This window comes from Vibrio sp. 11-4(1) (genome assembly GCF_013048625.1).
In the GTDB taxonomy this organism is placed as follows: domain Bacteria; phylum Pseudomonadota; class Gammaproteobacteria; order Enterobacterales; family Vibrionaceae; genus Vibrio; species Vibrio diabolicus.
Genome location: NZ_VHSY01000001.1, coordinates 193,900 through 210,401, shown reverse-complemented (window position 1 = coordinate 210,401; position 16,502 = coordinate 193,900). Strand labels below are relative to the sequence as shown.

Genomic DNA, 16,502 nt, shown 5'->3' with positions numbered 1-16,502 from the left:
AGTGGGGGAATATTTACATATGATTGAAAATGATAATTATTTTCAAGTGTGATGTTTATGTATTTTCTTATTAGCTTGCTCGTATTTTTTTTACTGTATATCAGGACAAAGCCGAATTCGTGGTGCTCGGGAATTCATATTGTGAGCCACATTTTCATGGTTATATTTTGTCCAACGATTTATGTCATTCAATATTTAATCGTCACGTTTTTCTCGTCACCAATATTGATTAAGTTGTCATCACGTTCAGGTGTATACAACATTCTTATTGCTTTTCTTCCATTATTGATCGCAACCGGCAGTCTGGCGTTTAGCTGAATGATTTCATCTCTCTTCTTTTCTTAAAACAACTACACTTAATCAGAATAAGGTATCAATTTCATATAATTATTCGATATCTACGCGTCAGCACATGTGTCACATTTCTGTGACTACGAGTAAGTTTTACTTATGTTGCTTGGTAGTAGGGTATTTATCGATTGTTTAATGATTCAATACTTAGTTTAATCGTATAAAGGTGTGCAGTATGCCGCACTAAATTAATAAGAAATTATCTAAAAAGGTTAATGGGAAACGTAAGCCATTAGCGGAGGTCAGATGAGTACGCACACGGTACCGCAGAGCGCGATTGTAAATGCTGTCAAAGGTGAAGTTTTGGTTTTGGGCCTGGATGGAAACGTTAAGGTCATAAAAGCGGGGGATGAGTTAAGACCTGGCGAGATTATTATCACAGAAAATAATGCTTCTCTCGACGTACAGATACATAATGAGCTGTATCTGGTTGATGCTAATTGTGTCGCGTGCCTTCCAGAACCTTCTTTTGAACAACCAGAAACCTTGCTGCAATCTCCAGTTAATGGCCAGGTTACTTTCGATCCAACAGCTATCGAAGGTGCTAACTTTGACGCTAATGATGTCGCGGCTATCCAACAGGCCATTTTAGATGGTGCTGACCCGACTGCTATTTTGGAAGCAACGGCTGCTGGTGCTGGCGCTGAAGGCTCAGCCAATGCTGGCTATGTGACCGTTGAATATAATAATCCGGAAGTACTTGCCTCCACCTTTTTTGAGACGTCAGCGACTCGTAGCGGTGTAGAAGAACGCGATGAAGCTGATGATTTGGATGTCACTATTTTTGCCGATGGCGGACAATCATTGCAATCTAGCGTAACAGAAGGCTCAATTTCTCTATCAAGCTATCCGCAAACCATTTCTTCTAGTGTGCTGGTTGAAGCAGGGGATCTCGCACTTGATACCGCTTCATTTGTACCTGAAACGTCCTCATTAGAGTCTTTGTTAACCGAGTTAAATAGTGATATTACCTCTGCTGGTCAGCCAGTGGCGTTCGTTTATGACGAAGCGCAAAATGCCATTATCGGCACTCAAGAAGGTAACGAAGTGCTTCGTATAGAGATCGAAGCGACATCTTTAGGCCGTAATTTAGAGTTAGAGGTCGTTACCACGATTAGCCAGGGCATTGACCATGTCGCTTCTGTTGCTGATGGTCAAGTTTCCATCTCCGGTGATCAAATCAATATTGCTTTTGACATTACAGGCGCAGATATTGGTGGTAACAGTATTCAAGCACCTATCGATTTCACGACAACCGTTATTGATGGCGATGATCCGGCGCCGCAAAACGTTACTTTCGAAAACGTTGAATCTTCTTCTACTCCGATTACTGGCACCTTTGTTGATATTGGTAGTGATCAATTGGCAACGGTCACATTTAATCAAGAAGGACTTAGTCAATTTGATGGCCTATTGAGTGATAATCAGGCAACAGAGGCGGTACTCTCTGAAGACGGCAGCACTATCACCTTGTCCATTGCTGGCTCGAATGAAACCGTCTTAACCATCAGTCTGAATACTGATGGTACCTACCAATTTGAGCAATTTAAGCCGTTAGAACAAACAAACGGTGAAGATACGATTGAGCTCTCTTTGCCAACCACAATCGTTGATTTCGACCAAGATACGGCAAGTAACACCTTTACGATGACCATCCTTGATGGCGATAATCCAGTGATTGAAACCGTGACGGGATTGTCTTTAGACGAAGCGGGTGTTGACCAAGGTTCACAGGAAGGCGCGGTAGTAACAAGTGGCTCTGGGTCGATTACGACAGCGGTCGGTAGTGACATCATTGATCACTATGAGTTGGAACCTACAGAGTTTAATGTTGGTGGAGAACTCCAATCTCAAGGGCAGGTTGTTCAACTGGAACTAGCGTCTGAGAGTAACGGCGTGCGCACTTACGAAGGCTTCATCGAGTTGGATGGCGTGCGTATTACCGTATTTGATGTGGCGATCGATGCCCCTGCATTGGGCGAATATCAATTCAACTTGTATGAACAACTCGACCATACGGGTGCTAATGATGATGCGCTCACTTTCTCACTGCCAGTTTACGCGGTAGATGCGGATGGCGATCGCTCCTCGATTACCCAAGGTTCGAACACACCAGAAGCGGCGCAAATTGTCATTCAAGTTCAAGATGACGTTCCTACGATTGATGGCGTTGATGCGCTAGCCGTCGATGAAGACGATTTATCAAGCATCGGCTCCGATCAAAGCGATTCTGTGCTCGCGCAAGGCAGTTTCACGACGACTCAGGGCTCAGACCGTGTTGTAAGTTATCAATTAGAGAGCGGCACTGATCCACTCAATGGGTTGGAATCACAGGGTCGATCTATCTCTCTGACGGAAACTGTCAACTCAGATGGCAGCTTTACCTATTCTGCAACGGCAGAAGGGGACGCTATCTTCACCTTACAAGTGAACCCTGATGGTTCTTATTCATTTAGTCTTGAAGGCCCAATCGATCATGCTGTGGGTAGCGATAGCTTAACTCTAGACTTCACTATTGTCGCAACGGACTTTGACGGTGACACCAGTTCACTTGTTCTACCGGTAACCATTGCTGATGATGTGCCAACCATTAACGACGTTGTTGCTCTTACCGTCGATGAAGATGACTTAAGTTCGGTAGGCTCCGACCAATCACAGCCAACGTTGGTTGAAGATCAGTTCACGACGACTCAGGGTTCTGATGGCGTCGTACAGTATCAGTTGGATGCAAATGCAGATCCTTTAAATGGCCTACAATCTCAAGGGCAAACCGTCTCCATCGCCGAAACGCAAAATGCAGACGGCAGCTACACCTACAGCGCAACGGCAAATGGCAGTGCAGTTTTCACATTAATTTTGAATACCGACGGCTCGTACAGTTTTGAGTTGCAAGGTCCAATCGACCATGCGGCAAATAGCGACAGTTTAACTCTTGATTTTAGCGTTATTGCGACAGACTTCGATGGTGATACAAGCCAAATCGTGTTGCCAGTTACCATCGTGGATGATAAGCCAACCATTACCGATGTCGATGCGATTACCGTTGATGAAGATGACTTAGCAACAATTGGCTCAGACCAGACTGATCCGATTTCAATTGATGGCAACTTCACCACCACACAAGGCTCGGACCGAGTGGTGAGCTATCAGCTCGATGCTTCTGCAACACCAGTTGACGGCCTTACATCACAAGGCGTTGCAGTCACGCTAACTGAAACCGCAAACGGCGATGGCAGTTTTACCTACCAAGCAACAGCAGGTACTGAGTCGGTCTTTACACTGACAGTGAACACTGATGGTAGCTATAACTTTACGCTTGAAGGCCCAATCGATCATGCTGTCGATAGCGATGAGTTAACGCTCAACTTTCCAATCATCGCGACCGACTTTGATGGCGACACCACAAATGCCACGATCCCTGTGACGATCGTGGACGATAAGCCAGTGATTACTGACGTCGACGCCATTACGGTTGATGAAGATGACCTAGCTTCAATTGGCTCAGACCAAAGCAATCCAATTTCTATTGATGGTAACTTTACTACCACACAAGGCTCTGACCGAGTAGTGAGCTACCAACTCGATGCTTCATCAACACCGGTTGACGGTTTAACATCTCAAGGTGTGGCGGTAACGCTAACAGAAACCGCAAATGGTGATGGTAGTTTCACTTATGAAGCGACAGCGGGTTCTGAAGCGATCTTTACGCTGACTGTGAATACTGATGGTACTTACAACTTCACGCTTGAAAGGCCAATTGATCATGCGGTTGATAGTGATGAGTTGACACTGAACTTCCCAATTATAGCCACCGACTTTGATGGCGACACAGTAACTGAAATCATTCCAGTCACGATTGTTGATGATGTACCGACTATTACAGCGGTTGATGCGTTGAGTGTCGATGAAGATGACCTTAGCGGTGTGGGTTCCGACCCAGGCGGCGATCTGTTTGTTGAAGGCGCGTTTACAACTACTCAAGGCTCTGACCGAGTGGTGAGCTATCAACTGGATTCAACCGCTGATCCTGTTGCGGGGCTGACATCTCAAGGTGAGGCGATTACCTTGGTGGAAACCGCTAATGGTGACGGCAGCTTTACCTATGTGGCGACCGCTGACGGCAATCCTGTTTTCACGTTAAACGTCGCAATAGATGGTACGTACGATTTTACGCTTCAAGGACCAATCGACCATGCGGCCAACAGCGACAGCCTAACCATTGATTTCCCGATTATTGCCACCGATTTTGATGGTGATACGGCTACGGCAACTATTCCAGTCACGATCACGGATGATGCACCAATCATCGATAATGTCGTGCCTCTGGCTGTAGACGAAGATGATCTATCAGGTATTGGCTCAGACCAAAGTGACGCTGTTTATGTAGAAGGTGCGTTCACGACCACTCAAGGCTCAGACCGTGTGGTGAGCTACCAACTTGATTCAACGGCTGATCCTGTTTTGGGGTTAACTTCGCAAGGCGAGCCAGTTACTCTGGTAGAGACTGCGAATGCCGATGGCAGCTTTACTTACGTTGCTACCGCGGATGGTAACCCTGTCTTCACCATGAATGTGAATGCAGACGGTACATACAACTTCCGTCTGGAAGGGCCGGTCGACCATGCGTTAAACAGCGATGAGTTAGTACTGAACTTCCCAATCATTGCAACAGACTTTGATGGCGATACGACGACTGCGACCATTCCAGTCACGATTACTGATGACATTCCAACCATTGATAACGTTGTCCCACTGACAGTAGACGAAGATGATCTCGCCTCAATTGGCTCAGACCAAAACGATGATGCGTTTATGTCGGGTTCTTTCAGCACAACTGAAGGTTCGGACAGTGTTGTTAAATACCAGCTTGATGCAACCGCGGATCCAGTAGCAGGGTTGACCTCTCATGGTGAATCTGTCGTGCTTGCTGAGACGGCAAACGGTGATGGTAGCTTTACTTACACTGCCACAGCAGATGGCAATGCCGTATTTGAATTAGTGCTGAAGCCAGATGGCAGCTACACCTTTACTCTGCAAGGTCCACTAGACCATGCGATGAACAGCGACAGCCTACAAATCGATTTCCCGATTATCGCAACAGACTTTGATGGCGACACTTCAACTAAAATACTGCCTGTCACTATTGTTGATGATCAGCCAAGTATCACTAATGTTGATGCGATCAGCGTGGATGAAGATGACTTGGCGACGATTGGCTCTGATCAAAACGAGTCCGTGTCGATTGATGGTCACTTTGTCACGACGGGCTCTGATCATGTTGTGCGTTATCAGTTAGACGCGTCCTCTAACCCTGTTGATGGCTTAACCTCACACGGGGTAGTGGTGACAATGACGGAAAGCGCGAATGCGGATGGCAGTTTCACCTATACCGCTACCGCAGGATCAGAAGCCGTATTTACCTTGACGGTGAACAGCGACGGCAGTTACAACTTCACGCTTGAAGGTGCAATTGACCATGCAACAGGTAGTGATGATCTGACGCTGAACTTCCCAATCATCGCGACGGATTTTGATGGTGATACCACCACAGAAACGATCCCAGTCACCATCGTCGATGATAAGCCAACTATTACCGATGTCGATGCGATTACCGTTGATGAAGATGATTTAGCCACGATTGGCTCAGACCAAACTGACCCGATTTCAATCGATGGCAACTTCACCACCACGCAAGGCTCTGACCGAGTGGTGAGCTATCAGCTTGATGCTTCTGCAACACCGGTGGCTGGACTCACATCACAAGGCGTGGCAGTTACATTGGCTGAAACCGCAAATGGCGATGGCAGCTTTACTTACGAGGCGACAGCGGGCTCTGAAGCGGTCTTTACGTTGACAGTGAATACTGATGGCTCTTATAACTTCACGCTTGAAGGTCCTATCGACCATGCTGTTGATAGCGATGAGTTAACGCTGAACTTCCCAATCATCGCAACAGACTTTGATGGCGATACCTCTGCTGAGACAATTCCTGTCAAGATCGTTGATGACAAACCGACACTTGGTGGCATCGAAGCAACAAGTGTACAAACGGTTGACGAGGACGATATCCCAACAGTCGGATCTGATGGTACACAGTCGAATAGCATTGCCGGTAACTTCATCGTGACTGATGGTTCTGATGGCATTGTCGAGTACGGCGTTTCTGACCTAACGACGCCAGTACAAGGCCTGACCTCTGGTGGTCAATCTCTGGTTTTGGTTGAAGTATCAAACGCAGGTGGCGTTTCAGTTTACGAAGCTCGTATTGATGGCACGACGACACCAGTATTCCGTGTGACCCTCGATGCCTCTGATGACAGCTACACGTTCGATTTGCTTGCTCCTCTCGATCATCCAAATGCTGATGGCCAAAATGAACTGGTCATTAATTTACCGATAAACGCGACGGACTTTGATGGAGACGTGTCGAACAACATCACCTTACCAATTACGGTTGTGGATGATGTTCCGACCATTGATGGTTTACTAGCAGGCAGCGAACAAACCGTTGATGAAGATGATCTACCAGCAGGTACGGATGCTGCAAGTGCAGAAGATACTGTTATTTCAGGTACTTTTGATATCACCGAGGGTGCTGACCAAGTTGCTTCTATTCAGCTGAGTGACCTGACCACGCCTGTTGCGTCACTGACTTCAGATGGTGACGCTATCACCTTAGTTCTGTCTTCTAGCGCAAACGGCGTGAACGTATACCAAGGTGTCGCTGGCAATCCTGCTGAAGTGGTGTTCGAACTGACGTTGGATGCAACGAACAACACCTACGAGTTCGATTTACAGAAGCCGCTTGATCATCCAGATGGTAATCAGCAAAACGAGATTGTTATTAACCTCCCTGTGACGACGATAGACAATGATGGTGATACTTCACCAGCCTTCACATTGCCAATTACCGTTGTGGACGATGTTCCAGTTGTTACCAATATTGAAAGTCTGCGTGTCGACGAAGATGACTTACCTCTTGGTTCTGATGGAACGAAAGAGCCATTAACGGTATCAGGTGAGTTCGAAGTTACTAGCGCAGATGGTATTGATGCGTTCGAATTGGATCTGAGCTCAAATCCTATTCCGAATCTGAAATCGGGTGGAGAAGAGGTAACACTTTCTCAAGACGTTGGCGCTTCAACTGCTGACGCGCTTGTTTACGTGGGACAAACTCCGGGTGGAGTGACGGTCTTCACGTTGACACTTCATCAAGATGGTAAATACGACTTTGAGTTATCTGGTCAGTTAGATCACGCGGTTAACTCTGATGAGATTTTGTTGAATCTACCTGTGAAGATTACAGATGGCGACAACGATACCATCACTGCGACCTTGCCAGTGACGATCGTAGATGACAAGCCAACCATTGATGCTATCAGCTCTGGTAGTACCTTGTCTGTGGATGAGGATGATATTCCAAGCCAAGGTTCGGACGACACGCCAGAATCCAATATCATTGGTGGCAACTTTGACGTTACTGATGGTGCCGATTCTATCGTTAGCTTCCAGTTGGATAGTTTAACATCGCCTGTTTCTGGCCTTACCTCAGGTGGTCAACCGCTTGAGTTGGTTGAGTTTTCAAATTCAAACGGTGTGATTGAGTACCGCGCTTATGTACAAGGTACGACGGAAACCGTCTTTAAACTGACGCTAAATGGTTCAGCAGACAGTTATGAATTTGAACTGTTGGGTGCACTTGATCATCCTGCGGGCAACGATGAAAACTCGTTAGTCATCAACTTCCCAGTCAACGCGACCGATTTTGACGGCGATGTGTCCAATAACATCACCTTGCCGATCACAGTGGTGGACGATGTTCCAACGATTGTGAAAGTGACAGACTCTAGCCAACAAACCGTTGATGAAGATGATCTTGCTGGTGGCTCTGACACGACAAGTAGTGATTCAACGGTATTAACTGGTGGATTTGAAGTCGTTGATGGCGCGGATGAGATTGTCAGCTACCAAATTTCTGATCTCAATGCAGTTGTGTCTGGTTTAACTTCGAATGGCAGCAGCATCGAGTTGAATGTGGTGAGCTCGGTTGGTGGTGTAACCAGTTACGAAGCGGTGATTACTGGCACATCAACTAAGATCTTCACGCTGTCTCTTGATGCGAATAACGACAGTTACCAATTTGAACTGTTGGGACCAATCGACCATGACGCTGTTCAAGGTGAAAACAACCTTGTCATTGATATCCCAATTACAGTTACAGATTTTGATGGTGACACGTCATCATCACTGAATCTTCCAATTACCGTGGTTGATGACATTCCCGAAATTAAATCAGCAGATGCTTTGGCTGTTGACGAGGATGACCTCGCTAATGGTTCTCAGGCAACCAACAAAGACAGCCTAGAAGCAACGGGCAATTTCGATACGGTGGAAGGGGCAGATACCGTTGTCTCTTACCAACTGGACCTGACATCTAACCCGATCTCAGGAGTCACTTCAGGTGGCCTTGCGGTGACGTTAGTTCAAACCGCGGTAAGCAACAATAACTTTACTTATCAAGGTCAAACACCTGATGGTAACTCAGTGTTCACGCTAGTTTTGAACGCTGACGGCTCTTACAAGTTTACGCTTGAGGGTGCTCTAGACCACTCAACCCAAGGCGAAGATACACTCATACTTGATCTCCCAGTCTTCGCGACCGATGTCGATGGCGATACGGCCGGTATTAACTTACCAGTGACGATTACCGATGATGTTCCAACCTTGTACGATGCATCTATTTCACGTGTTGAGGGACAAGGCAGCCGCACGGTTCACTTATTCCAAGACCCTGTAGAAGGTGATGACGATCTTGGTGCTGACGGCGCACAAGTGACTTCATTTTCGGCTGATGATTCAGGCATTTACTTTAAGCAAAACGGTGTTGATTCTGATTCTGTCGATTTGAACGGCAGCGACCAAGTCGTATTTGTTCACAAGGTTCTTGACGGAGTGGATACTGAAATCGGTCGTTTGGTTGTTCGAACTGATGGCAGTGTGTCATTCCGTCCGAATGACGATCTTGACCATACAGAAACCGACTCGATTGATTTCACCATCAACGTTGTTGCAACCGATGGTGATGGCGATATCGCAGATGCCGATGTGGATATCTCGATAAGAGACCGCAATGCGCAAATTGACACGTCTACCGTTACTGCGTTCGAGGACCAAGGGCGTGATGGTGTCGTTGTGGGCGTTGACTCTGCAAATACTCAGGATAACTTGTCGACGCTGGATGTGACGCCGGCGAAAGTCGATTTGGTTATCGATTTGCATGATATCGATCGTAACGAAAGCTTAGGTGATATCACTATTCGAGATGCAAGCACGCACAACGGTACTTTCTATTACCGAGATGGGAGCGGTAACTTCATTGAACTGACACCAGTAGGCGATACGGTTGTTCTCGATGCGTCGAATGTCGAGCAATCATTTAGTGGCGAGCTGGTCTCGTTAGATAACTTGTACTTCGTACCAGATCGTCATACCTCGACCGATGCTTCTGGTATCGATCCTCGTATCCGTGTGGAAATTCTTAACAATGGTACGCCAGATCATACGATTAATGGTCGTTTAGACATTGAAGTCGCTGCCGTTGCAGATATTGCAACGTGGACGGCAAACAGTGAATTTAACTACTCGGTTGATGAAGATGGAAATAATGTCGCACTTAATATCACGGCGGAAACTCAGGATATTAGCAATCCTGAAGATATAGTCTACGAGCTCGTCTTTACACAAGGGGAAGGTAACGCAGAGTTAGTGTATTCGGATGGTAGCGCGATTCCAAAAACTGGTGGTGTTTATCTCGTAGATGCCAGCCGAATTGGTGACGTTCAAATTGATCCAATCGATAATTTCTCGGGCGAAATCAAGATTGATGTAACCGCGATTACGACAGAAAACAATAATCCGTTATCAGGGAAGGAAACGGCACGTTCAGAGACAGAAACTATCATCATTGATGTTAACCCAATCGCGGACCCAGGTAGTTTTACAGTCAACCGAATCAATGTCTTTGAGGATAACGCTCGAACTCAAGACACCGTCAATCCTGTCACGGATCATGATCCACTTCAGTTAAGTGAAGTGATTACCATGAAGCCGTCTGCGGATTTAGATGGTTCTGAAGCACTATTTGTGCGTATTTCTGACTTCTCAATTGATGGCGTTACGTTAGTGTGGCTTGATTCAGCAAACCCAAGTCAAATCGTGGAAGTGACCGATTCAAGCGGCAATGTACTCTATTACGAAGTGCCAGAATCTGAGTTAGCCAACGTCGAAGTGCTTCCTCCGTTGCACAGCAATGATGACTTTACTTTCAACGTTGAAGGTATCGTCAAAGACACGGCATCGTTATCTAATGGGGTTGCCGAAGATATGTTGTCACTAGGCAGCAAAACAGTGATCGTCGGTGTGAAAGGCGTAGCTGACATACCATTTATTGAGCTGAATGATAAATCAGGGATCTGGCATGAGTTTAATGACGGTAATGTAAGAGGTATTGAGACTAATATCGATGAGAATGGTCAAGTAGAGTTGGGCTTTAGTGTCATCTCTGGCGAGTTACCAGATAACCCGAATGACCACTCAGAGTCGGTTACGGTTCTGCTGTCCAATATTCCTGCAGGTGTTGAGGTATTTGATAGCGATGGTGCATCCGTCGATCTGACTTTTGTCGGCTATGACGCGCAAAATCAGCCAATCTATGAAGCCAACATCACCACGGCGAATATTAATTCTGGAATTGTTATTAAACCGGAAGCGTCATCGACGGAGAACATTCATATTACAGCGACGACGATCGTCACTGAGAATGATGGTCACAGTCGAACCTCATCGGGTGAGATCCGAATTATTGTCGCTCCTGTCATTGATGCGCAAGATAACTACACGATTCAATCAGAAGGTGATGAAGATACACGCTTTAATATTGATTGGAAGCCAACGTTGGCTCAAAGCCCTGATACAGACGAGTTCTTTAGTGATGTAACGATCTCTGGGTTTCCTCCAGGCAGCACGGTTTATGTCGATGGCGTAGCACAAACATTGGTTTCTGGAACATTAACACTTTCGCCACTAGCGAACGAGTCGGAGCAAGACTTTTCTGCTCGAATCTCTCAAAGCGGGTATGTCCAGGTGCAATTAGAGCAAGACTCTAGTACTGACTTTGATTTGAATACTACGGTGACGGTGAAAGAGATTGACCACGAATATGTCGATGCTTCTAATCCAGGGCAGGGAATTGCAGAAAAAACCATCAATGGCATGGTGCATGTCCAAGTCAATCCAATCGTTGAGCCAGAAAATACAACAGGATCGCTAGACGCCCAGACACGTTTGCTTGTTACTGAAAGCACTGGCGTTGTCACTGACATCGTGAAGTCAGACGGTCAAGGGAACATTGATTTTACGATCAATACTTCAACGGGTGGGGAGTCTGGTGCGAATATCATCAAATACCAAGAGTTTGACGCCTCTTCAGATGAAGTGGTGACTCAGCTTGTTGTTCAGTTCCACAATGTCGACCCTGAGATTCTCAATCAATTGGTCATTGTTGGTGCATTGAACGAAGGCGGCGGTCGATGGACAGTCATTGACGAAGAAAACTTCTCAATTAAAGCGCCTTCGGGTCTTGATTTAACGCCAAACGACGACAGCGATGATGGTGACAACGGCGGTCTATCTCAAATTGGGTTAACCATCTATGCCGAGGTCAACGATTTAGGTGAAGATGCCGTTGAAAAAGACGCAACAGTAGTAAGAGAAACTGACGTGACACTTGAGTTTCCGACGGTTCTCACGCCGAAAACGAGTGTTGCCGCTGAAATTCAGGTGGCTGATGACGTCCAAATTGAAGAATCGGAAGACAATGCGATCGACCTTGGTACTCAATTGACGTCGAAAGTCGATGCGATTAATGCGGATGGTGTGGAAGATGTTTTGACTGTTGTTATTGATCCATCTGCACCCGGTATTCCTCCAGGCTTGGTGATAACAGGTACTGATATCGATTTTGTCAATGGTAAATACGTTTTCCAAGCAGATATTGATGCTAGTGGCAATATCACAGGTTTGGACGGTTTAACGATGCACTTGGCAGAAGATTACGCTGGTGATTTCGAATTGCCTGTGAGGTTTGTCACCAAAGACACAGAGTCTGGCGACGAAAAAGAAAACAACGTGCGAATTCCAGTTCAGGTTTTACCGATTGCAGATGTTCCGAGTTCGGCGGGTGATCAGCCATTAGATGGTGATGTTACACCAAATGTGACAGTGGATATCATAGGTACTCTCGGTTTAGACGCTAACAAACAACCAGTTAATGACCTAAATAACGATGTACCAACGGCGGATGGTGTGGGTTATGAAGATGGTTTAATCCAACTTAATCTAAATGTCGATTTTGCTGACCGTTATAACAATATCCAAGGTGGTCAGGAAACGCTAACGAATATCAAGTTAGAGCTCGATGACACAACACTGGGGGAGTTTGTTGACGCAAATGGCAATAGCTTAGGGACAAGTATTGAGTTTAATGAAGCTGAGATTTTAGCGGGTGCGCTTGATAATGTTCTGTTTAAGCCGAAAGAAAATTATCCCGTAGGTGGGGGACAAAACACCGTCAAGATTAATATCGAAGGAGAGATCACGGACGAGGCTGTATTTGATCAGTCTATCCTAAATAACCCTGGCGATAATATCGATATAAGAACTTTTACTGATGACGTGACATTCGAAGTTACGCCAGTGGTGGACGATATTACGATTACAGGTGCCGATCCTACGAAGCCAATTACCGTGGTTGATGACGAAGATACTTTAATTTCGTTGAATCAATCGGGCTCAGGGGTTTCGATCAGCTTAAACGATAATGATGGCTCTGAAAGTTTCGTTTCACTCAAGTTAACAGGGATCCCTGATGACTTTGTCGTTCAATCCAATTCCTCTGATTATGTTGTTAAGAACAACGGCGGAGGAGAATGGAGTATTCAGCTAAAAGACCTTACTCAGACATCCGTTGATTTGAGTGACATCCAAATCAAACCGCCGAAAAACTTCAGTGGCGAGGCAGAGATTGGCATTACCGTGTTCATCCAAGAAGAATTGTTACAAGTACCAACTGAGCGAACTAATAACTTTACGCTGGTTGTGAATCCTATTGGCGATGATGTCGATGTGAATCCTGATACTTCAGTTGCGGGGAATGAGGGAGAAGATATTGTTATCAACGTTAATGCGTTGGTGGTTGATAACAAAGAGTCCATCGGAGATGGCGCAACCTACCAGGAAAATGATCCAGAGACGCTGAGAGTTGAGATTTCAAATGTCCCTGATGGGGCGAGTGTTTCATTACCTGATGGAACGGTGTTTACTGACCAAGGAAGTGGCGTCTTCGTATTAGAAATCGATGCTCAAGATTTGGATCAAGTGGTCTTTAATTCTGGTGATCGAAACGATAACTCATGGGGTGGGTCACTGCATTTCAAAGTGCAAGCGGTTGATACCGGGCTCGATGGTCGCCAAAATTTAGGTTCAGCCGAGGAGTTTGACGTAGCTGTTGATGTTGAAGCGGTGAATGATCGACCGGACTTCGTGAATGTCATTGACGTTGAAACACCAGAAGACAACGCTATCCTGCTGGATACATTTGGTATTTCGGATGTGGATGCGGTACTTGATGATCCTACCGCAGAGTATGTCTTGAATATTGCTGTCGATAGCGGTTACTTGGCGCTCAATCCATCGATTATTGCCAATTACGGATTGACGGTTTCAGGAGACGGCACGGGTTCAATTGAACTGAAAGGAACCGTATCTGACCTTAACGCCGCTATCGCTGATGGTTTAGTGGAGTTTAACCCAGCGCTTAACTTCTTTGGTAACGTCAATGTCGACATCTCTGTCGATGACCAAGGCAACGAAGGGATTGTGATTAGCGGTGTTGACGAAACACTCAATTCAAATAGCAGCCAATTTGTAATTGAAGTCACAGAGGTGAACGATGCGCCAACAACATCTGAAGTGACGTTGACAAGTATTGATGAAGACAGCGGCGCTGTTATTATTACCGCAGCAGGCTTGCTGGTTAATGCGGTTGATATTGAGTCGGACAATTTAACCGTTAGCAATGTTACGCTTGTCGACTCTGCAGCAGGGACGCTTACTCAACTGAGCTCAACGGAGTGGAGCTTTGAACCTGCTCCTGATTTTTACGGGGATGTAAGCTTTAATTACGATATTACGGATGATGGCATGACCAATGGCGTCTCGGATCCGAAGACCGTCAGTGGCTCAGCCGTGATGACAGTGCAGGCGATTAACGATGCTCCGGAGATTGATGGTTCAATGGCCACAAATACGATTATGGAGTCATCGGATCAAAAAATCTCAGGTATCGAAATTACCGATGTTGATTTTGCAGGTATTCATGAGAATGAAATCATGACGGTGTCACTCAGCATCGATGAGGGTGATATAAGTGTCCTTGTCCCGGCTGGGAGTGGCATTACTCAAGGCGTTGGTTTAGCAGGTGAAACTGTACTGATGGGGACCTTGTCTCAGCTTAATAGTCTTTTCGCTTCGACGGATCCGGATGCCGGTGTATTTATTGATGCCAGTGACGTGAACAGCAATTCTATTGCGCTTACCGTTACCGCTGATGACAACGGTATCTTCTATGACAACTTAACGGGTACCTCACTACAAACATCAGAAACGTTTGATATTAATGTAACGCCGGTCGCTGACGTACCAAACCTAGCCATTGATCAGAACTTTAGTTACATTCAAAGAATTAGTGCGAGTCAAAGTGCAAGCCGTCAAGGCATCGCGCTGGTGGGTATTATGGCGGCGTTGACAGATGTCGATGAAGTACTGGCCTTAGAGCTCACTGGCGTGCCAAGAGGAGCCACTATCACGAGTGAAGCTACAACATCGAATATCAGCTTTGATGGTACAACATGGACTGTTCCAGAAGATGAAATTGATACGCTACACATCAATAATGCGATCCCGGGAGATTACGATATTACATTGACTGCGGTTTCTACTGCATCAAATGGTGATCAAGCGTATTCAACGCCATTAGATATTAATCTAAACGTTACGCTAAATAATCAAGATATTGATCAGTCCGCTGAAAGTGAAGACAGCTATCTTATTGGTAGTGATGCAGGCATTACTTTAGCAGCAGGTACGGGAGATGATTATATCCTAGGAGGAGATGGAGACGACGTGCTTATCGGTGGACTAGGCTCTGATATTCTGACTGGTGGTGCGGGTAGCGATATCTTTAAATGGACAGAAGACACGGTGGATAATGGTGCGATTGACACCATCACTGACTTTAGCGTTAATGAGGACACCATTGACCTCAAAGACGTGATCGCTGATTTGAATGATCCAACGGCAGGTATTGATGATTTACTTGCGCACATTCAAGCCGATTACGACGCATCAACAGAAAATGTTTCTCTGAACATTACGACGGATGCAAATGTCCAGCAAACCATTGTTGTGGAAAACTTAGGTACATCGATAGACTTCAACGGTCTTAGCTCCAATGAGATTGTAGAGTCATTGCTGAATCACGGTGTTATTGATAACGGATAAATTTGGATTCAACATAAAACGGGCGGCTTTAACAAGGCGTCCGTTTTTATTGGGAGTTATTGGTTTTTATCGAGACTTATTGAATCGAAATAGCACAACATTAGGTAGCAAAAGAGGGCTTGTTACGGATTTGTAGTGACAGGTCGGAACTAAGAAGTTTTAGACGTGAATATCGAGTAAGCTGCCAATGACTTCATTGTTTTTCTCAATGACGGACGCACCCACTCGGTTGTAACCTGCAGCTTGCGTAAGGTTGATGAGTGATTCAACTTTTTGAGAAGGGAGGCTAGGAGTTGAAGCGGTTATTGCGATATCTGCCACTTTAGCCAAATCGATGTTGTGAGAAGCGATCTCTTCTTTCACTTTACCTAAATTATCATTAATGCCATGCGCGGCTTTTTCAGCCATCTGCTGTGACATCTGAAGAATTTGGTGCCCAGATTGAATTCCTGATACAGGCATATCACCACTCCCAATACTATGCTAATGAGAGCATAGGTGGAGTTTATAAAACGTTCAAGTGTTTTATATCA

General features: G+C 45.7%; 2 protein-coding genes. One reads left to right on the top strand and one right to left on the bottom strand.

Going from position 1 to position 16,502, the window contains the following annotated elements:
* Positions 1 to 597 precede the first annotated feature (597 nt).
* Positions 598 to 15,969 (top strand): retention module-containing protein, encoded by a 15,372-nt coding sequence (locus FKN16_RS00845; RefSeq protein ID WP_170901768.1) that lies wholly within the window; start codon positions 598 to 600, stop codon positions 15,967 to 15,969.
* Between the two features lie 159 nt (positions 15,970 to 16,128).
* On the opposite strand, the gene FKN16_RS00840 is transcribed toward FKN16_RS00845, so the two are convergent.
* Positions 16,129 to 16,431 (bottom strand): hypothetical protein, encoded by a 303-nt coding sequence (locus FKN16_RS00840; protein WP_170901767.1) that lies wholly within the window; start codon positions 16,429 to 16,431, stop codon positions 16,129 to 16,131.
* Positions 16,432 to 16,502: the final 71 nt, after the last annotated feature.